The 23,739-nt window shown below is 48.3% G+C and carries 19 protein-coding genes; 8 read left to right on the forward strand and 11 right to left on the reverse strand.

The features are described 5' to 3' along the window. Positions 1-3: 3 nt before the first annotated feature. From uxaC to GWC95_RS07090, 6 genes are all read right to left on the reverse strand, one after another. On the reverse strand, positions 4-1,407 hold the full coding sequence (uxaC, locus tag GWC95_RS07065; protein WP_161817986.1) for a glucuronate isomerase: 1,404 nt from the start codon (positions 1,405-1,407) through the stop codon (positions 4-6). Between the two features lie 20 nt (positions 1,408-1,427). Next, positions 1,428-2,249, reverse strand: a complete 822-nt coding sequence (locus GWC95_RS07070; RefSeq protein ID WP_161817987.1) for an SDR family oxidoreductase — start codon at positions 2,247-2,249, stop codon at positions 1,428-1,430. Between the two features lie 96 nt (positions 2,250-2,345). Then, complete coding sequence (locus GWC95_RS07075; RefSeq protein WP_161817988.1) at positions 2,346-2,957, reverse strand: TonB-dependent receptor plug domain-containing protein; 612 nt, start codon at positions 2,955-2,957, stop codon at positions 2,346-2,348. Between the two features lie 5 nt (positions 2,958-2,962). Beyond that, entirely contained in the window at positions 2,963-4,294 is a 1,332-nt protein-coding gene (locus tag GWC95_RS07080; RefSeq protein WP_237722092.1) for a putative oxidoreductase C-terminal domain-containing protein, read from the reverse strand. A gap of 144 nt (positions 4,295-4,438) precedes the next feature. Beyond that, positions 4,439-5,284: a ThuA domain-containing protein gene (locus GWC95_RS07085; protein WP_161817990.1), complete on the reverse strand. Its 846-nt coding sequence runs from the start codon at positions 5,282-5,284 to the stop codon at positions 4,439-4,441. A 1-nt stretch (position 5,285) separates the two neighbouring features. Next, a complete protein-coding gene (locus GWC95_RS07090; RefSeq protein WP_161817991.1) occupies positions 5,286-5,600 on the reverse strand; it encodes a hypothetical protein in 315 nt (104 codons plus the stop codon). Positions 5,601-5,841: 241 nt separating this feature from the next. On the opposite strand from GWC95_RS07090, the gene GWC95_RS07095 reads away from it, so the two are divergent. The 3 genes from GWC95_RS07095 to GWC95_RS07105 all read left to right on the forward strand — a co-directional run bounded on the left by GWC95_RS07095 (position 5,842) and on the right by GWC95_RS07105 (position 12,356). Next, complete coding sequence (locus GWC95_RS07095) at positions 5,842-9,078, forward strand: SusC/RagA family TonB-linked outer membrane protein (protein ID WP_161817992.1); 3,237 nt, start codon at positions 5,842-5,844, stop codon at positions 9,076-9,078. A gap of 23 nt (positions 9,079-9,101) precedes the next feature. Next, on the forward strand, positions 9,102-10,940 hold the full coding sequence (locus GWC95_RS07100; RefSeq protein WP_161817993.1) for a RagB/SusD family nutrient uptake outer membrane protein: 1,839 nt from the start codon (positions 9,102-9,104) through the stop codon (positions 10,938-10,940). A gap of 213 nt (positions 10,941-11,153) precedes the next feature. Next, positions 11,154-12,356, forward strand: a complete 1,203-nt coding sequence (locus GWC95_RS07105; protein WP_161817994.1) for a glycoside hydrolase family 88 protein — start codon at positions 11,154-11,156, stop codon at positions 12,354-12,356. Positions 12,357-12,548: 192 nt separating this feature from the next. Here the strand turns inward: GWC95_RS07105 and GWC95_RS07110 are convergent, their stop codons facing one another. After that, positions 12,549-12,791 carry a helix-turn-helix domain-containing protein gene (locus tag GWC95_RS07110; RefSeq protein WP_161817995.1) on the reverse strand — a complete coding sequence of 81 codons (243 nt, stop codon included), beginning with the start codon at positions 12,789-12,791 and terminating at the stop codon, positions 12,549-12,551. 459 nt (positions 12,792-13,250) lie between these two features. Between GWC95_RS07110 and GWC95_RS07115 the strand changes: the two genes are divergently transcribed. The 3 genes from GWC95_RS07115 to GWC95_RS07125 are packed head-to-tail and all read left to right on the forward strand — an operon-like array spanning position 13,251 to position 19,326. After that, the gene (locus GWC95_RS07115) at positions 13,251-16,472 is read left to right on the forward strand and encodes a SusC/RagA family TonB-linked outer membrane protein (RefSeq protein ID WP_161817996.1); all 3,222 of its coding nucleotides are present in this window, start codon (positions 13,251-13,253) and stop codon (positions 16,470-16,472) included. A gap of 18 nt (positions 16,473-16,490) precedes the next feature. After that, entirely contained in the window at positions 16,491-17,849 is a 1,359-nt protein-coding gene (locus GWC95_RS07120) for a RagB/SusD family nutrient uptake outer membrane protein (protein WP_161817997.1), read from the forward strand. Between the two features lie 25 nt (positions 17,850-17,874). After that, positions 17,875-19,326, forward strand: coding sequence for a TlpA family protein disulfide reductase (locus tag GWC95_RS07125; protein WP_161817998.1), 1,452 nt, complete (start codon positions 17,875-17,877; stop codon positions 19,324-19,326). A 32-nt stretch (positions 19,327-19,358) separates the two neighbouring features. Here GWC95_RS07125 and GWC95_RS07130 read toward each other — a convergent pair whose 3' ends face one another. The 3 genes from GWC95_RS07130 to GWC95_RS07140 all read right to left on the reverse strand — a co-directional run bounded on the left by GWC95_RS07130 (position 19,359) and on the right by GWC95_RS07140 (position 20,655). Next, positions 19,359-19,616 carry a hypothetical protein gene (locus tag GWC95_RS07130; protein WP_161817999.1) on the reverse strand — a complete coding sequence of 86 codons (258 nt, stop codon included), beginning with the start codon at positions 19,614-19,616 and terminating at the stop codon, positions 19,359-19,361. A gap of 99 nt (positions 19,617-19,715) precedes the next feature. Continuing rightward, positions 19,716-20,123, reverse strand: a complete 408-nt coding sequence (locus GWC95_RS07135) for a MauE/DoxX family redox-associated membrane protein (protein WP_161818000.1) — start codon at positions 20,121-20,123, stop codon at positions 19,716-19,718. 109 nt (positions 20,124-20,232) lie between these two features. Beyond that, entirely contained in the window at positions 20,233-20,655 is a 423-nt protein-coding gene (locus GWC95_RS07140) for a hypothetical protein (RefSeq protein ID WP_161818001.1), read from the reverse strand. 287 nt (positions 20,656-20,942) lie between these two features. Between GWC95_RS07140 and GWC95_RS07145 the strand changes: the two genes are divergently transcribed. Further along, positions 20,943-22,484 carry a sensor histidine kinase gene (locus GWC95_RS07145; protein ID WP_161818002.1) on the forward strand — a complete coding sequence of 514 codons (1,542 nt, stop codon included), beginning with the start codon at positions 20,943-20,945 and terminating at the stop codon, positions 22,482-22,484. After that, a complete protein-coding gene (locus tag GWC95_RS07150) occupies positions 22,481-23,236 on the forward strand; it encodes a LytR/AlgR family response regulator transcription factor (protein ID WP_161818003.1) in 756 nt (251 codons plus the stop codon). The genes GWC95_RS07145 and GWC95_RS07150 overlap by 4 nt, the downstream gene beginning before the upstream one ends. On the opposite strand, the gene GWC95_RS07155 is transcribed toward GWC95_RS07150, so the two are convergent. Next, complete coding sequence (locus GWC95_RS07155) at positions 23,237-23,719, reverse strand: DUF983 domain-containing protein (protein ID WP_237722093.1); 483 nt, start codon at positions 23,717-23,719, stop codon at positions 23,237-23,239. Positions 23,720-23,739 lie beyond the last annotated feature (20 nt).

Genomic DNA, 23,739 nt, shown 5'->3' on the forward strand with positions numbered 1-23,739 from the left:
ACCCTAAAGCCCGAAATACTCCTTCGCATTGTGATAAGATATATCTGCGAGGATGCCTCCCATCCATTTTTCATCGTTCGGCAGCAATCCTTTTTCCATTTCATCGCCGATGAGGTTGCAAAGAATCCTCCTGAAGTATTCGTGTCGCGGAAACGATAAAAAACTCCTGCTGTCTGTTATCATCCCGATGAATGTGCTGATCAGACCCATATTGGACAGGGCATTCAACTGCCGCTCCATTCCATCTTTCTGATCCAAAAACCACCAGCCCGAACCGAACTGCATTTTTCCTTTTACGCTCCCATCGTTGAAATTGCCAAGCATGGTTGCAAACACTTCGTTGTCGGATGGATTGATGTTGTAGATAACCGTTTTCGCAAGCTGGTCATGCTGATCGAGCTGATCGAAGAACAACGACATCTGCAATGCCTGCGGAAAATCGCCGATCGAATCAAAACCGCTGTCGGCGCCTAATTTTTTATTGAGACGTGTATTGTTGTTACGGATCGGCCCGAGATGAAACTGCTGCACCCAACCTTTTGCCTGGTACATCCTGCACAACTGCAGCAATACATGGCCCATGAAAGCATCCGGGTCGGAAAAGCTTCCTTTGCGGTGGGTAACAAACGATGCGAACTCGGCTTCGAGTGCAGATGAGAATTCAAGTTTCGCCGGCATCTGTATCAACCCGTGATCCGAAACACGGCAACCATTGCCGTGAAAAAAATCAACACGTTCCTGCAATGCGCCCAGGAACGAAGAAAGATCCTTGATGGAGCTGCCCACGCTGTTTTCGAGCAGGCCCAGGTTGTGGAAGAATGCGGCTGTGTTTCCGATCATCAAGACTTTATCGGGACGAAAAGACGGCGATACCCTGATCTTGTAATTTTCATTGGCCAGTTGCTGGTGATGCTCCAGCGAATCCCACGGCTCATCTGTTGTACCAACGTATTCAACCCGGAACGATTCAAGAATAGAGCGGGTTGTATGCGATGGTTGTTTAAGCAGTTCGTTGCACGATGCATACACCGAAGCCGCGTTTTTTTCGTCCAGGTATTCCGCAATGCCGAAAACGTTTTTCAGTTCCATGTGTGTCCAGTGAAAAAGCGGGTTGCGCACGGTTTGCGGAACCACTTTTGCCCAGGCGTTGAATTTTTCTTCATCGCCGGCATCGCCTGTGATCAGGTGTTCCGGAACACCGAGCGAACGCTGCGCGCGCCATTTGTAATGGTCGCCGCGAAGCCAGATATCTGTAAGGTTGTTGAACTGTTTATTGGAAGCGATCTCGTTTGGTGCGAGGTGGCAATGGTAATCGATGATCGGGAGATGTTTAACATGATCGTGGTATAAGCGCCGCGCAACTTTTCCCTGTAACAAAAAATCGTCTGTTAAAAAATATTCACTCATGGTGCAATGGTTAGTGCGGTTTATACACCGCTGAAAATGGTAAAGCCGCCGTCTACGCCCAATGTCGTACCGGTTACAAAACGGGATGCATCGCTCAACAGGTAGATCAATGCGCCCACCAGTTCTTCCGGCTTGCCAAATCTTTTATACGGTGTATTTTTTACAACCAGGTTGCCGCGGTCTGTATAACTGCCATCCGGTTGCGTTAACAATGTCCGGTTCTGTTCGGTAAGGAAAAAGCCGGGCATGATGGAGTTCATGCGGATCTTGTCGCCATAACGGTTGGCCAGCTCTACTGCGTACCATTTTGTGTAGCAGTCAACAGCTGCCTTGCCCATGCTGTACCCCAGCACTTTTGTTACGGCCTGCTGTGAGCTTACCGAAGAAATATTTACGATGCTCCCGCCGTTCTTTTTTGCCATCACTGCGCCAAACACATGTGTTGGAACAACTGTTCCCCAGGTATTCAATGCTAGTGCTTTTTTCATCCCTTCGATATTCATTGAAAAAATATCCGCCTCGGGTGCAAGCACTGCTTCGGGCATATTGCCACCCGCGCCATTCACGAGGCCATCGATGGTTCCGTATTTTTCGAGGATGATGTCGCGGGCATTGATGAGTTCGCTTTCTTCCATCACATCTGCCGTAACAGAAAACGCCTGCCCGCCGTTTGCGTTGATCTCGTCTGCGCGTTGTTTGCCAACTTCAGCATTGCGTCCCAGTATCACAGCGATACCGCCCGCATCGGCAATCGCTTTTACAAAAGATCCACCTAATATCCCGGTGCCGCCGGTAACTACGATAACTTTGTTCTTAAGCGAGAAAAGATCATTGGATCCCATGGTAAGCAATTGATTTTGGTATGTGAATGTGAAGATTTTTTTTAAGCGCAATGAAGTAATTTACGAAAACGATGTAGGCGCACGTGCGCCCAAAGGTTAATTCTGCGGGATCATCTCCACCCGCTTCACACTCGATATTGCCACGGGAAAATCTTTTCTTCTTTTGATGAAGATCAGTGAATCCCCTCTTTGTTTTTCAATTACGCCTTCGATGATCACTTTGTCGTCGTGACCGTACACCCTAAGTGGTGTTTTTTTATCGATGAAATAGGTGTATGCCGATTCCGTGTGGCTCGACACCGATGCGGCCGATGAAGCGTTGCTTCCTTTTTTGGTGGTGATCTGGATCACACCATTTGCGCCCTGCGTTCCATACGCCGTAAGGGATGCCGCGTCTTTTAATACGTTTACGGATTCGATATCCTGTACGTTGAGATTGCTGATGTCGCCGCTGTAGATCGTTCCGTCTACCACGAATAAGGGTACCGACGATCCTGTAAGCGTCGAGATCCCGCGAACGATCACAGAGTTACCTCTACCGTTGCTTGTTTTTACTTCAAGACCCGGCACATCACGCAGCATATCGTAAATGGTTTTGTAGGTGCCCTGGATGGCCGTGGTGGCTTTTGCCTGTGCGGACGATTTCCCCGCAACCAGCACCAACGCAATGCAGAGAAAACCCGCGGCGATGGAACGAAATGTTTTCATATGGCTTATTTTTTATTTGCTAATTTCTGTGCCTGCGTGGTGGTATAATACTTCGCCAGCATGTTGGGCACTTCCCACGAAGGCATGTTGTTTTTAGACAGGTACTCCAGGTATTTTTCTGTTACACGTGCGAAATGCGATTCATGTCCTTCCTTGAATGCATCGGGTATGATCACTTCCCAGCCCTTGTCGTTTTTCTTGAGTGAAACACCTTTGTATTGCTGCGCTATTTTTTCAACCGTTTTCTGCACATCGTTGTCGTACGCTGCATTGTGCACCAATGGTTCGATGTACAATGTAGGTTTGTACTGCTGTTCTGCGCCCTGCCTGATCACCAGGTTTGCCTTTGTTCCGCGCATGATGGAGTAGTGTGTATCCCCGGTTCCATCGGGCGCTTTGTAGTTCCATATCACCGATACCTTGGCATGCACGCCTTTGATCCTGTAATTGATCTCGCCGTTACACATCACGCTGATATCGTCTTTCGCATCGCTGTATTTCTTCAGGTATGCGGGCACCTGCTGCACTTTGGTAAGCTCGGCGAACTGGTTCCTGCTGATCACCGTTGGCCAATGCTTCGCTGAAGTTAACACAATATCTTTTGTATAATCCAGCGTTACGCCCGGAAAACATTCCCATTGTACGAGGTCTACCAGGTGTGTGGTCACATCAACAATGCCTTCCCCCTCCTGCTCTACATCGAGAAACCAGGCCGGTCTTGTTAAAACCGATCCGGAAACGTATTTGTAAAAATGGTGAACGCTCTCTTTTGTAACGGCCGGTTCTGCAGCAGTGCCTTTTGTTAAGGCGCCAAACAAAGCAGGCTCCATGGAAAATGCGCGTTGAAGGATGGTGGTGATCTCGTAGCGTTCCGTCATAATATCATACAACAGAACCTTGTTCCTTTTGGCTGTTTCAAAAGCCTGCTTCAGTTTCACAAATCCTTTCTGGTCGATCACCATGGGCTTGTCTGCAAAAACATTGAGCCCCGACTGCACCGATTTCAGGATGTAATCTGTCTTCAGCTGGTTGTTACCCGCAAGCACTACCACGTTGCCCTTTTTTTCCCTGAGCATGCGGTCAAAAAAATCATCGCCCTCGTATACCACTTCTTTCCAGCCCGTGGGCGCTTTTACGTCTGTATTGTAGCCTTTGATCTTGGCAAGATGAAGATCCAGGTCATTGCCTTTCTTTGCATACACATGCACGGTCTCGTCTACCTGCGGGTACATCGATTTCTGAACAAGCGCCGCATGAAAATGCCCCGGATCAAGCGTGATCAGCCTCACCGGCTTCTGCGCAATGGCAGGCGAAGCGGTAATTGCAGTAATTATCATTGTGAATAAGAACCTCATTATAATTAGTAATTAGGAATTAGGAATTAGGAATTAATAATTTTTGAACCGAAAAATTGGTAATTGGCAACCAGCAATTATGAATTATTAATTACTAATTCTTAATTGCTAATTCCTAATTACTAATTATCGCAGCTGGTCGTCTTTTCCCGTTGCATAGGCTTTGGCATAATCGATGCCACGGAACTGCGATGCAATGTACTTGATGCCTTGCAACAAATGATTTATATACACCGGGTCCTGGTAATTTTCTTTGTCGTGGCCCAGTGTGGTAACCCATATGTTTCCGCCCTGGAACTGCTGGTACCATACCGCAGGGAAATAATCCTTGTAAGAGCCGAGGTTTTTCTGCAGGAGGCTGTCTTGCGACCTTTCATGCATATCAAGAGAGCTTACCACGTGCGCCATCAGTACTTTGATGCCGGGGTAGAGTTCTTTCCCAAAATAGCACTCGTCTTTTCTTTCCCACATGGCCGGTACGCCTTGCATGGAGGGGTGGTCGCCATCCAGTTTTTTAACGGTAAACTTCTGGTTCTTTGCGTGCCAGGTAAACGTTTCGCCAAGCATTTGTTTGAACCATGTCCAGTTGCGTTCCGTGCCCGTTACAGAATGAACGCCCACAAAACCACCGCCGGCTTCAATGTATCTCCTGAAGGCAACGCGCTGTGCATCGGTTGCAAACACATCGTTGTTGGTGCTGGTGAAAATAAGCAGGTTGTATTTTTTCAGGTTCTCTTCTGTAAATACCAGAGATGTATCGGCAACATCCACCGTAAACCCATTGGCTGCGCCAAGCGCCTTGATGCAGGCAACGGCCGACGGAATATTATCGTGCACATATCCCTTCCCGTTCTTTGTATACACCAGCACACGGCTCCCTCTGAGCTTACCATCAGCAGCGTTCAGCTGCGATACCGCCATGCTCAACGCAAAGAATAAAAAACAGTTTTGTAAGAAGACCCTTTTTATCATTTCATTTGTTTTTGTAATCGTTAGAGTGGATGTACCCGCCCCTTGCCCTTCCAGGCCAAAGCAACCGGTTGCTTTTTTTCTCCACCTGTGCAGCAATCGGTTGAATTTTGCCGTCTGATAGCCCTGCCGTGGCCAGGACGAAGCCGGGCAGCAGCGTGGCAGAAATTGCATGGACAGGGTGAGCAGCAACCGTGTTCCCCTGCGATACATGCCATAAAAATCCGGGGAAAGGCACCAGCGGTTGTGCAAGAATGGGAAGGTAGAGAAGAACAAAGGCAATTACCATAGCAATGCAAAGACGGAAAGTCCTTCTCATAATGCAATCGTTTGAATTGTAGACGGGCAAAGCTTAATTATCAATTAAATTTAGCGTTAACTCACTGGCAATGACTACGTTTTCTACGAAAACCTTTTCGTAGAATTTGTGTCAGAAAAACACATCAACCGATTGAGACTTCAAAAACTATTCTAATTTAACACTTCATTAATAGTTTGCTTAAAACAACGGGATCGATTGCCCGGAGCTTACTGTTATTCATCAAAACCAACTTGCCATTATGAACAAACATCCGCATGTTTACAAAACAGCAGCGGGACCCAAGCTACTTCAGATAGTATGCCTTGCGGTCCTCTTTTGTTCCTTTGCAGTTACGGCTACCGCCGGATGGAAGGAACACCATTCCGCCTCCTTCAAACTGCCTCCTCCCGCAACCATTACCGGTAAGGTAACGGATTCGAAGAATGCGCCGATGGAAGGGGTGAGCGTAACGATCAAAGGATCCCGTCGCGGCGTAACTACTAACGCAGCCGGGCAATTCACTTTTCCGAACGTTCCGGAAAATGCAACGCTTGTATTCACTTTTACAGGTTTTGCAGACAAAGAAGTTAAGATCTCAGGTACCGCACCGCTTTCCGTTTCCCTTACAGAAGTGGTTTCGGGACTGAACGATGTGGTTGTGGTTGGTTATGGTACCGCCACTAAAAAAGACATCACCGGTGCGGTGAGCCAGATTAAGGCTACGGCATTGGAGAACGACAATCCAAGATCAGTAGGTGATATCCTCCGCGGAGGGGCACCGGGTGTGGATGTTGGTTTCGATGGCAGTACGAAAGGCTCTACGCCAAGACTGGAGATCCGGGGTAAGGGAACACTTACCGCGGGTTCAAACCCATTGATCGTATTGGATGGGGTGATCTTCCCGGGTGGATTGGAAGACATCAACCCCAATGACATCTCAACGATCGATATCCTTAAAGACGCGAGCTCTGCCGCGGTATTCGGGGCGCGCTCAGCAAACGGCGTTATCCTGATCTCTACCAAAAAAGGTAAATCAGGAAAACCGATCATCACTTTCAACGACAACATCGCACTCAACAAAGTGGAGAAGAAACCCCACCTGCTTAACGGCCCCGAGTTTCTCGAGTTCCGCAGCCAGGCCATCTGGTCAAACACAAGCGGTACACCACTTACCTATGCATTTGATTCAACTTCAAAACCGGGTATCCAGTATTATTCATGGGATCCTTCCAAACTGCCATCGAATATTTCACTCGCGCAGTGGAGGGCACTTGACAATACCGCCGGCGACGACGTGACCGTATGGCTCACACGTTTGAAAATGAAACCGATCGAGATCGCCAACTACAAAGCGGGCAATGTGCTCGATTGGGAAAAGCTGATCTACAACCAGAATGCTTTGCAGCACGATCATACCATCTCCATCTCGCAGAGAAAAGAAGATGTGAACTACTATTTCTCGCTCGGCTATCTCGAGAACAATGGTATCACTGTAAACGATAAATACAAAACACTCCGCGCACGTTTGAACCTCGAGGCAAACATCGCGAAATACCTGACCGTGGGCGTGAACTTCCAGTTTGCGGAAAGAGACCAGAGCGCCATCACCGTTAACCTGAGTGATGTATTGCAGACAACCCCTTACGGACAGATGTACGCCGCCGATGGCGTTACGCTGCGTTTGAGCCCGAACGACGATCCGGGAAACAACTCGAACCCGTTCATGTCGCAATACTACAGTACGCGTTTTTACAAGTATGACAACTTCTTTGCCCAGTTGACACTGAAGGGCAAACTTCCATTCGGGTTCTCGTACCAGGTGAACTACTCACCAAGGTTTGAGCTAACGAGGGAATACAATTTCCAGTCGGACAAGAACCCGCTTCTTGTTGGACAGAAAGGTATCATCGACAGAAGGAACCGCAATGAGTTCTCCTGGAACCTGGATAACATCCTCCGCTGGAACGGTAAATTCGGCAAACACACCGTAGAGGCCACCTTCCTGGTAAACGCAGAGAAAATGACCTACTACAACCACCTTGCACACGGCGAGAACATACAGCCAAATGCGAACCTGGGATACAGCGGTTTGCAGAATGCAACACAAGCGATCAGGAACGAGATCGACGACCAGACAGAAACAGGTGATGCGTTGATGGGCCGTTTGGCTTACAACTTCAACCAACGCTACTTCCTTACGGCAACGATCCGCCGCGATGGATATTCAGCCTTTGGTGCAACCAACCGCAGGGCCGCTTTCCCATCGCTCGGTGTGGCATGGGCATTCAGCGATGAAAACTTTATGAGGAACACAAGTTCATGGCTCGACTATGGTAAACTGAGGCTCTCTTACGGAGCCAATGGTAACAGGTCTATCGGTCGTTACGTGGCATTGTCAACACTCGGTGGCGGTACCTACGTATTTGTAACACCAAGTGGAACCGTATACAACTCATCCTATGTATTTGCCAACACCCTTCCAAACCCAGATCTAAGATGGGAATCGAACGCATCGGTGGATCTCGGTCTCGATTACTCACTCTTCAAAGGGCTCATCACCGGTACTTTTGAAGTGTACAAGAGGGTAACGAAAGACCTCCTGGTGAACCGTACGCTGCCAAGCGTATCGGGTTACTCGAGCGGTATCGCAAACCTCGGACAGGTGAACAACAGTGGTTTCGAAATGAGTGTTACCTCTCAAAACATCAAACGCAGCAATTTCGAGTGGAGAAGTACAGTGAACTTCTGGTTCAACAGGAACAAGATCGTTCACCTGTATGGCGCCACACCAGATTACGATGCAAGCGGTAAACTCATCGGCGAATCAGAGAAAAACGACCTGAACAACGGATGGTACCTCGGCCACTCCATCACGGAGAAATGGGATTACAAGATCATCGGCGTTTGGCAGATGTCTGAAGCAACAACCGCCGCCAAATACGGTTACAAACCAGGCGATTTCAAAGTTCAGGATACGAACGGCGACGGAACCTATACACAGGATGACAAAGTGTTCCTCGGTGATCAATCGCCAAGATACCAGTTCAGCATAAGGAACGAATTCAAGATCTACAAGAATTTTGATTTCTCTTTCACGCTCAATGCGAAACTCGGTTCGATCTACCAGAACAACGAGATCAAGAACCAGGACCGCTTTTACGACCGCGCGAATTTCTACGACAGGCCACACTGGATGCCGAACAACCCGATCAACGATTATGCAGCCGTTAACTCGAATGCAGGTATCTGGACGGCTTATACAAGTTCAGCGTTCCTCCGCGTGAGCAACGTGAGCCTTGCCTATACCGTGCCATCAAGTACCGTTCGCAGGTGGGGATTTGACGGTATCAAAGCATACGTTAACGTAACCAACCTCGCGGTGTTCACCAAATGGTGGTATTTCGATCCGGAGTACAAAGGACCAGATCCAAATAACCCAACCAACCTCGCACCGGTTCCGTTGAGCATCAACTTTGGATTAAACGTAACCTTATAAGATAACCCTTAAATCAAGAAGAAATGAAGAATACAATAAAAGCATCCTTCCTGCTGGCGGTTATCGCGTTCGGCACGCTGAATATAGTAGGATGTAAAAAAAGCTGGCTCGAGCCAAAAACATTGTCGCTCTTTTCGCCGGAAAATACACTCGTGGATCTGCCGGGCTTCAAGGCCGCACTGGCAGCCGCTTCCAATAACCTGAAAGCAGAATGGTACGGCGATGGCTCGCCCAACATTTCTGAACAGATCTTCTCGGAAGAATCTGTAGAAGGTACAGATGATAAAACAGGACCTGCACAGAACATGGATCTGCAGATCAAACCGGAAGCGCAGCTGAGGCACGTTGACTTCAACAACATCGGCTGGTTCTGGGAAACCCAATACAATGGTATCCGCGCAGCGAACATCATTCTCGGCCGTGTGGAAGAATCAAAACTTACCGATGCGGAAAAGAACATGATCAAAGGACAGGCATACTTCCTGAGAGGATATGATTTCTATCGTTTAACAAACCAGTTTGGCGATGTGCCCGCTCCTACCAAAGAGCTGAGAACACCGAAAGTAGATTTCGTTACCGTAAAACGCGAAGTGATCCTACAGCGTGCGAAAGCAGACATCGAATCAACCATTGCTGCTGTACCATGGGTTACAGACAGGGGAGAGATCAACAGGGCGGCCTGTTATCACCTGCTTACCAAGATCAACCTGTCACTTGGATTGTTTGACGATGCGATCGCCAGCGCCACTGCAGTGATTAACCAAGGCACGTACAAACTCATGAAAACCCGTTTCGGTGTTGATGCAAACATCACAACAAAGAACGTAACATGGGACCTGCACCGCCCGGACAACAAGTCGGCTGCGGCGAATACAGAAGGATTGTACATCGTAACAGACCGTCTCGGCGTGGCCAACAACATCCAGACAAACAGCATGCGTAATGCGGCGCCTGGTGTGTCGATTGGCACAAACATCATCACGCCGGCGGGCAGGGCGGGCATGACCGCCTCTGCAGGTGTTGAGATAGACCTGATGCAGATCTACGGGCGTGGCATCGGCCGTTGCCGCTCTACTTCGTATCACTACCGTGAAATCTGGGATGATCCAAAAGACTGGAGACACGACTCTGTATCGGGCAACTGGATGTACATGGAGAACCTCGTATATGCGAACCCTGCACTCAAAGGTGTGGATACCGCTTACGGCCGCCGTCTCCGCCTGTTCGATCCAAACCAGAACAACAAACTGCTGTGTTCAGACACCTTGCGCAGCTGGTACCCCTGGCCTCATTACAAACTGTATGTTCCGGATTCAGAGAACGTACCGATGCGTGGCGGCCACTCAGACTGGTATGTGTTCCGTTTGGCAGAAACTTACCTGCTGCGTGCGGAAGCATATGTTTGGAAAGGCGACCAGACCAATGCACTGGCAGACATCAATGCGGTTAGAACAAGGGCAAACTGTGATGCATATACAAACATTGCCAAAGCCACCATTGCAACCGTACTCGATGAAAGGGCAAGAGAACTGTACTACGAAGAGCCACGCAAAACAGAACTTACCAGGATCGCATACATCTATGCAAAAACAGGTAAAGTTGCAGACAACGGCAAAACGTATACACTCGCCAATTTCTCAACTTCCAATTTCTGGTACGACAGGGTAATGGAGAAAAACGTGTTCTACGCGAAAAATTTTATTACCGCACACGGCGATATGATGAAGATCAGTCCTTACCACGTATTATGGCCCATACCACAACCCGCCATCAATGCGAATACAGGAAACCGTTTGAACCAGAATGCAGGCTACAACGGCTTCGCTGGAAACGTTGCACCATCAGACAAGATCGTAGATTGATCCGTTCTTTTTAACGGGTTTGAAATAAAGAATGCCATCTCAAATGAGATGGCATTCTCATTTGATGCAGGATCGTATTGATTTAAAAAAAATCACTTCAGCGTAAACGATTTCGTTGTTTTTGCTGATCGATAAAGATGAAATCATACTGCAAAATCATACCTTTAAAACCATACGCAACCAGGAAAAACAACAGACATAAAAACCTCCAACATGCAGATAAAAAGAATCGTTACCGTTTGCGCCGCAGTGCTTCTGTTTGCGGGCGGATCTTTTGCACAGCAGAAAGCAACGCCATTGCTGACCGTGATCGACACCGCGCTGAACAAAGCCATCAGGCAGTACAGGGTACTGCAGGCAAACCTCGTGGCAACACCGGAAGCGCTGCCCAAAACCTATTACCCGCTGACGAAAAAATTTGAAACCAGTAAATCGAGCTGGTGGTGCAGCGGGTTTTACCCGGGATCGCTGAATTACCTGTATGAATATTCGAACGATAATTCATTGTGGCAGGAAGCAACCCGCGCAGAAAAACTGCTCGAAAAAGAACAGTTCAACAAAGGCACACACGATCTTGGTTTTATGATGTTCTGCAGCTTCGGCAATGCCAACCGCCTGATGCATACCAAAGAATACGACGAGATCCTGATGAACAGTGCAAGATCACTGTCTACCCGTTTTAACCCTACCGTAGGCTGCATCCAGTCGTGGAACGCCACCGCCAAATGGAAGTTCCCGGTGATCATCGACAACATGATGAACCTGGAGCTCCTGTTCTGGGCAACACAGCACAGCGGCGATTCTTCTTTCTACAAGATCGCGGTAACGCATGCCAATACAACGATCCGGAATCATTACCGCCCGGATTACAGTTCGTGGCACGTGGTGGATTACGATCCCGCAACCGGCAATGTGAACGTAAAACAAACGGCACAGGGTTATGCGGATTACTCCGCCTGGGCGCGTGGGCAGGCCTGGGGATTGTATGGGTTTGTGGTGATGTACCGTTTCACAAAAGATGCAAAATACCTGAAGCAGGCCACCAACATTGCGAAGTTTTTGATGAACCATCCGAACCTGCCCGCCGATAAAATTCCGTACTGGGATTACAACTCACATGATATCCCTGCAACCTACCGCGATGCGTCTGCATCGGCGATCACGGCATCGGCGCTGCTGGAGTTGAGTAAGTACGACAAAGTAAAAAGCGCTTCTTATGTGAACTTCGCAGAACAGGTCATCCGCACGCTTTCTTCGCGTACCTACACGGCCGATCCGGGCGAGAACGGAGGTTTTATTTTAAAACACAGTACCGGTCACCTGCCGGGAAGCTCCGAGGTTGATGTGCCGCTGACCTATGCAGATTACTATTACATCGAAGCGATGATGCGATACAGGAAAATGAAAAAGTACTAAGTATCCAGGGAGATGATTTTAGAGTGTTTTTTCTAGGTATTAATACTCTATGAATGAATTAGAATGCGTTTGTATTTTTATACAAACGCATTTTTTATGGAATGTATGGTATCGTGTAAGGCATATGCATGCAAGGCAGGGTTGCACTTATGGGACTGTAAACAGAGAAGAAAGACACACCTGGCTGCGGGCTCACAAAGCTTTTTCCGGCCAGAAGTCTTTGGGGGAACATTTAAAAAGTTTGGCCAGCTGGTTAAGATGGGAAGTATTGTATTTGGCGATAAAATTGGGGCTTTCGATATGGCCGATGAATCCGACAGACAGCTTCAGGTGAACAGCGATCTCGGTCTGGGTGATGTTCTTCTCCAGACGGATCTCCCGTACACGGTTCACGATGTACCAATCGATCTTAGATTTCAGCTCCTGCTTCGCCATGTTGCTAAAACGAAATTATTTTTTGCTCTTTCCTATATATGTATAGGAAAGATTGGTATATTTGAAAATACCTTGTCGTTAAACGACAGGCATTTCGGTTGATCATTACGAATTGGCCCTGTATAGTTCCGGCCGTAAACTGCGCGGAACACTAAGAGAAAACAGCCCCCGGTTTTCTCTTACCAATAACAACTGGAAAAAAGTAACCGGCTTTTTAAAAACAGTTTTATGTTATTCAACAATGCGGTTCTTCCTCCCTACCCTCAGCATTTGCTGCCCGCACACGGACGGCCCGGTTGCCTTATTTTTTTTGTGAAAAACCATCCATCCTTCATTTGCCTGCATGGCAATGCCTTGTGTTTACTCAAAACACAGTTTGCCAAAAAACCAAAGAACCCGGTATAGTGCACTGCCGCACATACCCTTTTTTGTTTTTTCCATTTTAAAAACCAACTGCAAATGATCCGTACATTCTGCTTATGGGCCCTGCTATGCCCTATGCTCTCTTATGCACAAACAACAACGCCCCTCTCGGGAACCGTTGTTTCGCCCGATAACACACCCGTTGAGGGCGCCAACCTGTTTCTCGCGAAAAGCAAACTGCGCGCAACCACCCTGGCAAAAGGTAACTTTTATTTCGCTGCCGTCACACTACCCGATACACTTGTTGTATCACATACCGGCTTCCTTGTGATGCGTTTCCCCGTGAGTGCGCAAAACACAACCGGTCACCGCATCATACTCGAGCCGCTTTCTGCAGACCTTGGCGAGGTTACGGTGAGCACGGGCTACCAGCTGGTACCCAGGGAAAGGGCCACAGGCGCGTTTACGATAGTGAACAAGGAAATGGTGAACCGGAAAGTATCCACCAATATCCTCGACCGGCTGGATGGCATCACCAGCGGTCTTCTCTTCAATCGTACGAATGTGAGCGATGAACCTTTCAGCATACGCGGGAGAAGTACCCTGCTGGGCGCCGCTTCGGCAACGCCACTGGTTGTAGTTGACAATTTCCCTTACGAAGGCGAGCTCAACAACATCAACCCGAACGATGTGGAAACGGTCACCATCCTGAAAGACGCCGCCGCCGCATCCATCTGGGGCGCGCGTGCGGGCAACGGGGTGATCGTGATCACCACGAAAAAAGGATCGTACAACCGGAAAATGAAAATAGATTTTTCCGCCGCCTATACCATCAATGACAAACCCGACCTGTTCTATACCCACAATTATCTTCCTTCCAGGTATTACATAGAAGCAGAACAGTTCCTCTTCTCAAAAGGGTTTTACGATGCCAGCATCAACAATACCACCACGCGCCCCGCGCTAACCCCCGTTGTTGAAATACTCGCCCTGCAACGTGCGGGGAAGATCACCGCCGCCGATGCCGATGCGCAGATCGCGGCATTGTCGCTCAACGATGTGAGAAACGATTACAGCCAATACATCTACCGGAAATCAGCCATGAAACAATACGCCCTCAACATGCACGGCGGATCCGACCAGATGACCTACACACTCGGCGCGGGGTACGACAACAATGAAAACCCACTCGTAAGAAACGGGTACAACCGCGTTACGCTCAATTCGCTCATTACCATTATGCCCGTAAAAAACCTGGAGCTGAGCGCGGGCATCAACTGGGTAAGGAGCGTGACAGACAACTCCAATCTTTTGTCGATGGGCGGAACCGGTGTTTCGTATTACAACAACAACGCACTGTACCCTTATGCAAAATTTGCGGACGCGAACGGCAATCCGTTGCGCACGGTCAAAGACCTGAGGACTTCTTTTATAGACAGTGTACAGAACATCGGTTACCAGGACTGGACCTACAAAATGCTCGACGAGCTCAACCTGGCCGAATCCAAGGTGATCTTTACGGAAACCTTACTGAAAGCGGGTGCGCGTTACCGTTTCCCTGTTGGCTTAACGGCCGAACTACAATTCCAGCACGAGGCGCAGCTGAGAAACGGCCGCAATTATTATGCACCGGAAACCTACTATGCGCGCAATCTCATCAATACGTACTCGCAGCGAAATGCAACAACCGGTGCGTTTGTGTACATGGTTCCGCAGGGCGGTGTGCTGAACCTTTCTTCACGTGCGCTTACTGCTGATAATCTGCGCGCACACCTGCAGTTCGACCGTGTATTCAAAAAGATTCATGCCATCAATGCCCTGGCCGGCGCTGAAATAAAACAGGTGGATGTTGTGGCCAACGCACAGACCCTGTATGGATACGATGATGCGCTGGGAACCGTAGTAAGCAACATCGATTACCGCACCTCGTTACCCGTTGTTCCTTCCGGAACACGCGTGATCCCATCGCCGGGCGGCGCTGAAACAGGATCCGTAAACCGTTACATTTCCTATTACGCCAACGCAGCCTATACCTACAACAACAGGTATACCCTTTCAGCGAGCGGAAGAAAAGATGGCGCCAACTTATTCGGGGTAAAGATCAACGACAAGATCACGCCATTGTGGTCGCTCGGTTTGGGATGGGATGTTTCGAAAGAAAACTTCTACCACCTGGACGAATTGCCCAACCTGAAACTGCGCGCTTCATTCGGATACAACGGCAATGTATACAATGCCTCCGCCTATTTAACCGCACGCTATTCAACCAGCAGTTTAACGGGCGCACAATATGCAACGGTTACGTCGCCGCCCAATCCCAGCCTGCGCTGGGAAAAAGTACAGAACACCAATATCGGGATCGACTTTTCAACACGCAACAACATAGTCTCCGGCAGCATCGACTGGTACAGCAAAAAAGGGACCGACCTCATAGAAGCGGCGCCACTCGCGCCTTCCACGGGTTTTACTTCTTTCAACGGGAATGCAGCGGCAACCCTTACAAAAGGAATAGATGTACTCCTCAATGCACGCATCATCCATTCGAAACTGAAATGGGACGCGAACGTTCTGTTTACAAAGACCTCAGACAGGATCGTTACGTTTGATACAAAGTACACCGCTGCCTCGCTTGTAAATACGTATGGCAGTCTGATCGCTGTTCCGGGCAACGCATTGTTTGGCATTTATGCCTACCGGTGGGGAGGGCTCGACCCCGCAAACGGAGACCCGCTTGGCTATCGCGGCGATACAAAAAGCAAAGACTACACGGCGCTGTTGAATGTGCCGGCAGACAGTCTTGCTTACAAAGGCTCTGCCCGCCCGGGTATGTATGGCTCGCTGCGGAATACCCTTTCTTATGGACGTCTATCCCTCTCGTTTAACATCACCTATAAATTCGATTATGTATTCAGAAGAAGCACCACCAGCCTGAACTACGCGGATGTGGTAGGCATCACAGCGCATTCGGATTACATCAACGCATGGAAGAAACCGGGTGATGAAATGAACACGAATGTGCCATCGCTCGCCTACCCTGCCAATACAGCGCGCAATAACTTCTACCAGTATTCCGAAGCATTGGTTGAAAAAGGCGATCACATACGCCTGCAGGACCTGCGATTGGGTTACAACATCGACAGGCAAATATGGAAACGTGCACCGTTCGCCAACCTGCAGCTGTACATGTACGCATCCAACCTTGCGATCTTATGGAAAGCAAACAAAGCGGGCATTGATCCGGACATGAACGATTACAATTCAGCGAACCTTTACCCCGCACCTTTTGCATTGAGCTTTGGCATCAGGGCAGATTTTTAATCACACAAATAAAAACGAATGAGAACGATCATAATTTTCGCAGCATGTTTTATCGTCTTATCCTCCTGTAAAAAACAGGAAGAATGGCTCGATGTAAAATCAAACCGGTCCGATGTTACACCCAAAACCCTGAAGGACCTCCAGGCCCTGCTCGACTATCCCGATTACATGAACGATTTTCACCCCGGCGGCCCATTGCTGGGTTCAGACTGCTACTATGTAAGTTACAACACATGGCAGGCAGAGGTAACCTACGCAAAGAATGCATACGTTTGGAAAGCCGACGATTTTTACGCCGGATCCGTGAACGCCAACGATTGGTCGTCGCCCTATGTATGCGTTGAATATTGCAATATCGTACTGGAAGGATTGCAAAAGATCGCGCGTACACCGGAGAACCAGGCTGCGTGGGACAATTGCAAGGGCTCCGCGCTGTTTTACCGCGCATTCGCTTTTTTCAATCTTGCAACAACGTATGCAAAGCCCTTCAAGGCAGCAAGCGCTGATACAGACCTGGGCATTCCCCTGCGTTTGAGCGCCGATGTGAATGAGCGTTCGGTGCGCGCATCCGTAAAAGAAACGTACAGCAGGATCACGGATGATCTGAAAGATGCATCGGCATTGCTCCCCGCGGCTGCATTGTACCAGACACGCCCCACAACATTTGCGGCTCATGCATTGCTCGCAAGGGTTTGCCTGTCCATGGAAGATTATGCAAACGCAGGTTTGTATGCAGACAAGGCATTGTCGGGCCCCTACAAACTCATCGACTTCAACTCGCTTTCCACCACCGCTTCGTATTCCATGCCGGTGTATCCGAATCACCCTGAAGTTATTTTCTATGCAAAGGGAAGTACATCGGCGTTCAATACATTGAACGGGATCGTTGATTCTACATTGTACAGGTCTTATGCATCGAACGATCTTCGCAAGACCATGCTTTATTCTTCCGTACCTGCATTCAAAGGAAGTTATACGGGAAGTTTATCCATCTTCAATGGCCTTGCCATCAACGAACAATACCTCATCCGCGCGGAAGCGGCCGCCCGCGCGGGCAACATTGTTGCTGCCATGCAGGACCTCAACACACTGCTTGGTAAAAGATGGAGGAACAATACTTTTTCTCCACTCACTGCCGCAAACGCAAACGCAGCATTGGACATGGTCATTGCGGAACGGAGAAAAGAACTCCCGTTCACAGGTACACTCCGCTGGATCGATCTGAGAAGATTGAACAACGATGGCCGCTATGCCATCACACTCACCCGCATACTCAATAACCAGGTGTACACACTTCCTCCAAACGATGCGCGGTATGTTTTACCGATACCCGATATCGAGATCAGGTTGAGCGGGATAGAACAAAATGTGCGTTGATCATTCATCTTTCTAAAATCATTTTATGCGGTGTATTATATGGTTTGCATTGGCCCTTCAACTTACGATCGGACCGGCAAAGGCAACTTTAAGCAACACTTCTTTACAGATCGCCGGAACGGCCAATCCGGGAGATACGGTTAAGATTCATGTATGGGATCATTATTTTGGAGAATTGAAACAGTACGTTCTCAAACACAGGGAATTTCAACACCACAGCGAGGACGGCTCTTTCAGGTTTGAATTCAGGAACATCAAAAACCCCGTCTACTTTACCATTGTATTCAAGCAGGGGCGAAAAGTATCGGCTCTTGAACATTACCTCGCAATGCCTGGTGACAGTATCAACATGAACCTGGTCAACTACAAATCCTATTCGTTTACCGGCAGGGGCGCCGAAGCCATGCTTTGCCGTTATGAAATGGATAGTGTTGGGTTACGTGCCAATACCCGTGCCGACAAGATCTCCCGCTCAACCGTGTATTTAACACAAAAAGACTATCCCGGTTATCTAAGGGCGGCTTATGCAAATGTGGACTCAAATGTAAATGCGCGGCTGGCGCTTTTGGAAGATTATCGTCGGCTGATCAGGGCAGAACAATATGCGATACTGCTTGCAGATGTTACGTGTTTACGAACCACGTGGAAATATTCAAGCTACAACTATGCAAAGGCCATTTCATCGGCAGCGTTGTCACCCGACAGCGCCAAAGCCATTGCGCACGAACTGGGCCGGTATTTTCTGAACCAGGCCATTATTCCTTCCGCAATGCCCGGTAAAGTGTCTGTGATCTCGAAAGGCTACCTCGATGCACAGGTATCGATCTCGGTAGCGCATGCAAACCTGCATACAGTTGAAAAGGAGCCCGCCGCAATCGTTAAGAGGTTGAAGGGAACGCTCCGTGACAGGGTGCTTTGTACTTTCATCCTTCAAGCCTCAAGCCGGATCGAATCATTAGACTCGGTAATGAAAGAAGCATTGAAAGTGATCAAAACACCTTACTGCAGAGAGCCATTACAATTCTATCTCGAAAATTATTTGCGCGGCACAACGGCTTACAATTTTGCGCTGCAGGATACTTCCGGAAAAATAAGAAGGCTCAGTGATTTTCGTGGGAAGAAAGTGGTAATCGATTTTTGGTATACCGGCTGCCTGGGATGTATCGGTTTCTACAAAAATGCGTTAAAGGCGGTAGAAGAAAAACTGGCACACGATACCACACTGGTTTTTTTATCGATTGCAGATGATGAGATCAAAAAGACCTGGATGGAAAGCATTAAAAAAGACATTTATACTTCTGCGTCGATCATCAACCTGTTTACCGCACAATCAAAATACACGCATCCTGCGATAAAAAAATTTGGCATCAAAGCCTTTCCCACCCTGGTTATTGTTAATCAGAAAGGGAAGATACTTTACAACGATTCGGCACCACGGGATGTGGATGGGCTCACGCGAATCATAAGATCAAACTAAAAGAGGGGTGTAAAAAACACCCCTCTTTTGCACTATGGCTGCCAGTAAAACCCAACAGGACCCTCTCCTTCAAAATCATCAGGATTGGTGGTAGGCAGTTCCTTACCTTCTTTCAGATGGTAAGTACAATAATTGGAAGTGCCTTCAAGACACTGGCCATTGGTGGTGATCGGGAGAATCACATCGCCATCGCGGTAGAATTCCCCTTCCTTCTTTTCAGTCGCCTTCGTAAACGCACTTGCGCTGATGGCGAGAATAACTGCGGCCAGGCCGGTTACATACTTTTTCATGGTCTTTGTTTTAAAATGTTTAAAAAAAATACGGTTCCAACTGTGCTGCTTTTAACAACAGCTTTGCTGATACAATAGCGCTTACTCTGTTACAGGTTTTCAGCTTACTCCCTTGGGTATTGTACGGATACCCGTTATGGCCAATACGATCAATACGCTGTTAAACACCAAATGCGTCCGCCAACTCATATACCTGATCACCCCACCGCACGAACACGGTAACTTTGGCTCATACACTATCATCCACCCGATGTAAGCCGTGAACAAAACCATCAACCCCAAAGAGATCAACAAACCAGCCTTCCGCGTTTCGGGGAACACCAGTAAAGCGGACACGACCAGTTCAACGAACGGCAGGCCCCACCCTACCCATCCCGCAAAACGCGACAGCAAAGCCGATTGATGCAATACTTTGATGAATGCATCCATCGACAACAACTTACTGATAGCGGTGTATACAAACACCAGAATGAAAATGGCGGCGATGATCTGTGAAATACGGCGCATGAGATTGGATTTAAAGTTTGGCGTTGGAAGCAAGGCATTGAATTACGGGTTTGATGAGCGCAGGGTCAACAGATTTCACCACTGTATCCCTGCGCACCCAAACCGCAGTTCACCTGATGATCATTGAACACGAAGGACAACTGCAATCCAGGTAGATCTGTCCACTGTCGTCGATGATAGATAGTACCTTGCATTGGCACGACTCTCCTTCACACCGGATGCTTTTGCTGTTGAGCACCTCGTTGCCGTTGTACTCCTGTTCGATCACCACGCTGCCCGGGCCAAGATTGGAACGGTAGAACACAAACGCATAGCTCTTGTGTTCGGAATCGATGTAAGAAACACTGAGGATCTTTTCTATGATCTCGTTTTTCTTAAACCCATCCACATACTTTTGTGTTTTGGCAAGCGCATCCTTTTCGCCGGTGAAAAAATCGGCGCGTTCCACGTTGCGGTTGCGTATCGCGTCTTTGTTACAGGCACCGAATAACAGGATCACCGCAAGTGCCAGGAAAAAGTGTGGTGTTTTCATTTCTGTCGTTTTGAGACAAATTTGTCTTTTAAGTTTATTAAGTGTCTTAAGTGTTATCCGCAATAACGACCGTGAAATCACCTTTTCTTAAAAAATGGGTTTGAGCCGGGAGATATTCATAAAAAATCTTATCTTTTAACAACTCCTCCCGAATGCTGATCATCGTTGCTGACACGAATCTTGTTCAAAATCACAAAGGCTTGTGGGCCTGTTTTGCATCGGTTGTAATCCGCTTTGTATGCGTTTGCATATAGAGTGTATTCGTAAACCAGGTTATCCGTTCCTGATTGAAAACGATCGTATCATACCTGCTGGTCTTCACTTTCCTGGTGGTGCGCACCACGGCGCAGGTGCCGGTGGTAACGTATGTGACCAAAGTGGCGCTGGCCGTTGAATCGAAGCTCTACGTGGATACCCTGGTAAATGATGAGTTGATGCAGGTGATTTCGGAAAAGATCCGCATCGCGCTTGCGCCGAGAAACACATTAACGGTGAGCGAACGTTACCTGATCGTAAGCAATGCAGGTCACAGCAACAGGCACGCAGAAATGCTGTACAGCGTTTTTATAGACAGCAACGCAAAAAGCGCCTGGAAAAAATTGCCGGCGCAGCTCTCATTGCCTTCCTATTTTCCTTTCAATTGTTTGCTGGTTGATACTTCGTTACAACCGGGTTCAAAACTTACCTTGCAGTTCCGCCTTGCTTCTGCGCCGGAGATCATACAACAATGTGCGTTTGAAAGAAAGGAGATCACCCCGGAAATTCAACAATACCGGCAGAAGAGCGGCAACGACCGTACAACGGATTCCATCCTCGCGAATGCACTGAAACAAACGGGGATCATGCAGAACGGCTTTGCCAAACCCGTTGGCAGCACCATCGAAATGAAAGCGGGGAACAGGCTTGAATTGCTCCTGAAAACCCGTTCGCTCAACAACGATTCGAGCATCCATTTCCGTTTGTGCGGCACGGCCAAACCAGCGGATACAACATGGAAGAAATCGGGGCATTTACTTACACTTACCAACCTGCCCGCCAACGATTCTTTTTTCCTGGAGATGAAATACGATGGGCTTTCGTCCATCAAAAAATACAAAATAAAAGTAGCGCCGTTCTGGTTCCAGCGGACCTGGGCAACGGCGATGTTTGTGCTGGGCGGTGTTTTGCTGTTTATCGTAACACCGTTCCAGGTCAGGAAAACACGCCTGCGCAATGAGAAGGAAAAACGGCAGCGCGATGAGGAACAATTGAGAAATGCGCAGAGCCAGTTGAACCCGCATTTTATCTTCAACGCACTCAATTCCATCGATGCACTTGTTCACGCCGGCGAGAATGAAAAGGCAACGGAGTACCTCGCGCATTTCTCAGACATGATGCGCAATACGCTGCGCAATGGCGATATCGTTTTCACGAGTTTGACGGAAGACATCGCCATGCTCGAAAAATACATCCGCATCGAACAACTGCGTTTTGATTTCCGCTATTCGATCGATGTGGATCCATCCCTTGATACCGACGCGATCGAGTTCCCACCCATGCTGCTGCAACCCGCCGTGGAAAATGCAGTGAAACATGGCGTTTCGGGGATGGGGAACACCGGTTTGCTTTCGATACATCTGCTTCGCGACGGAAACGATCTGTTGGTCACCATCAAAGACAACGGCAACAAAAAACATCTTCCAAAAACAAAGGGAACCGGGCACGGTATTTTATTTACAAAAGAACGCATCAGCTCGCTCCACAAATTATATAAGTATGAGATCGGTTACGAAACAGAATATTTACCAGACAATACCCGCGTACGTTTTCATTTTAAAAACTGGTTATGAAAGCTGTGATCATTGAAGATGAAAAAAGAAACTCCGTGCAACTGCGCTCGCTGTTGCAGAAGAATTGCCCGCAGATAGCCATAGTAGGCGAAGGCGCTGATGCAGACAGCGGCCGCAGGCTGATCAACAACCTGCAACCGGATCTTGTTTTCCTGGATATACAATTGCCTGGAAAATCAGGCTTCGATATGCTGTCGGAAATCGGCAACTGCAATTTCGAAGTGATCTTTGTTTCCGGGTTCGACACCTATGGCATACAGGCCATCAAGTTTTCCGCACTCGATTACCTGTTAAAACCCGTAAAGCCCAAAGAGCTTGTGGAAGCAGTACGCAAGGCCGAGACAAGCAGCACCAAAAAACAGGCCGCTGAAAAGATCACGAACCTGTTGTCGCATCTCGGGGAAACGGATGTTGCCGGCAAGCGAATCGGCCTGCCACTGATGAAGGAGATCCGCTTTGTAGACATAAGTGATATAACCTACTGCGAAGCATCAAACAGTTACACAAAATTCTTTATGAACGATGGAAGCAAAGAGCCGCTGCTGGTTTCGGCCGGCCTGTTCACCTACGACGCGCAGCTCGCGCCCTTTCATTTCATACGGTGCCACCAGTCGTACCTCGTTAACAGGAAATACATACGCAGCCTCATCAAAGACGGCAATGCATTTGAATTGGTGCTGACCGATGGAACGCGCATCCCGGTATCACGCCTGAAGATCGGCGCAGTGAGAAATGAACTGCGCCTGGGATGATTACCAGTTCTTTTCCTGTTGTTCGTTTACACGCTCCGGCATTTTTACTTTGTGCAGTCTCCAGTTGCGATCGTAACGAACAAAAATGGCGAGCCACCCGGTTCGTGCAAGACGCATAAGATAAGGCTGCAACACAACCAGCAGCAACGCATTAAACGCGAGCCAGTAAAAGATCTTGTCGTCGTACAATGAAAAACCGATGGTAAAGAACCATGCGGCAAATGTTACTGCGCTCAAACCTACGGTTACCGCATAACTGATATAGCTCGAACCATAATAAAAACCGACCTCGATGTTGAGCGGTTGCCCGCACACCGGACAAACAGGGTTCATCTTCATGGTTTCTTTGAGTGCATAGGCATTTTTATTCCGGAACATATCCCCTTCCCTGCAGCGTGGGCATTTGCAGGCAAACAAACGGAGCGGGCTTTTTTTGGGGTTTTGCGTGATGGTTAACATGGTTTTATTTTTTATCCATGGCATTACCATGGTGTGAATGTTTT

Origin of the sequence: Sediminibacterium roseum (assembly GCF_009939005.1) — a bacterium.
GTDB lineage: Bacteria > Bacteroidota > Bacteroidia > Chitinophagales > Chitinophagaceae > Sediminibacterium > Sediminibacterium roseum.

What these genes read in the sequence shown, in the direction of transcription:
- uxaC (WP_161817986.1), bottom strand. Translation starts at nt 1,407, where the DNA reads ATGAGTGAATATTTTTTAACAGACGATTTTTTGTTACAGGGAAAAGTT.
- GWC95_RS07070 (WP_161817987.1), bottom strand. Translation starts at nt 2,249, where the DNA reads ATGGGATCCAATGATCTTTTCTCGCTTAAGAACAAAGTTATCGTAGTT.
- GWC95_RS07075 (WP_161817988.1), bottom strand. Translation starts at nt 2,957, where the DNA reads ATGAAAACATTTCGTTCCATCGCCGCGGGTTTTCTCTGCATTGCGTTG.
- GWC95_RS07080 (WP_237722092.1), bottom strand. Translation starts at nt 4,294, where the DNA reads ATGATAATTACTGCAATTACCGCTTCGCCTGCCATTGCGCAGAAGCCG.
- GWC95_RS07085 (WP_161817990.1), bottom strand. Translation starts at nt 5,284, where the DNA reads ATGATAAAAAGGGTCTTCTTACAAAACTGTTTTTTATTCTTTGCGTTG.
- GWC95_RS07090 (WP_161817991.1), bottom strand. Translation starts at nt 5,600, where the DNA reads ATGAGAAGGACTTTCCGTCTTTGCATTGCTATGGTAATTGCCTTTGTT.
- GWC95_RS07095 (WP_161817992.1), top strand. Translation starts at nt 5,842, where the DNA reads ATGAACAAACATCCGCATGTTTACAAAACAGCAGCGGGACCCAAGCTA.
- GWC95_RS07100 (WP_161817993.1), top strand. Translation starts at nt 9,102, where the DNA reads ATGAAGAATACAATAAAAGCATCCTTCCTGCTGGCGGTTATCGCGTTC.
- GWC95_RS07105 (WP_161817994.1), top strand. Translation starts at nt 11,154, where the DNA reads ATGCAGATAAAAAGAATCGTTACCGTTTGCGCCGCAGTGCTTCTGTTT.
- GWC95_RS07110 (WP_161817995.1), bottom strand. Translation starts at nt 12,791, where the DNA reads ATGGCGAAGCAGGAGCTGAAATCTAAGATCGATTGGTACATCGTGAAC.
- GWC95_RS07115 (WP_161817996.1), top strand. Translation starts at nt 13,251, where the DNA reads ATGATCCGTACATTCTGCTTATGGGCCCTGCTATGCCCTATGCTCTCT.
- GWC95_RS07120 (WP_161817997.1), top strand. Translation starts at nt 16,491, where the DNA reads ATGAGAACGATCATAATTTTCGCAGCATGTTTTATCGTCTTATCCTCC.
- GWC95_RS07125 (WP_161817998.1), top strand. Translation starts at nt 17,875, where the DNA reads ATGCGGTGTATTATATGGTTTGCATTGGCCCTTCAACTTACGATCGGA.
- GWC95_RS07130 (WP_161817999.1), bottom strand. Translation starts at nt 19,616, where the DNA reads ATGAAAAAGTATGTAACCGGCCTGGCCGCAGTTATTCTCGCCATCAGC.
- GWC95_RS07135 (WP_161818000.1), bottom strand. Translation starts at nt 20,123, where the DNA reads ATGCGCCGTATTTCACAGATCATCGCCGCCATTTTCATTCTGGTGTTT.
- GWC95_RS07140 (WP_161818001.1), bottom strand. Translation starts at nt 20,655, where the DNA reads ATGAAAACACCACACTTTTTCCTGGCACTTGCGGTGATCCTGTTATTC.
- GWC95_RS07150 (WP_161818003.1), top strand. Translation starts at nt 22,481, where the DNA reads ATGAAAGCTGTGATCATTGAAGATGAAAAAAGAAACTCCGTGCAACTG.
- GWC95_RS07155 (WP_237722093.1), bottom strand. Translation starts at nt 23,719, where the DNA reads ATGCCATGGATAAAAAATAAAACCATGTTAACCATCACGCAAAACCCC.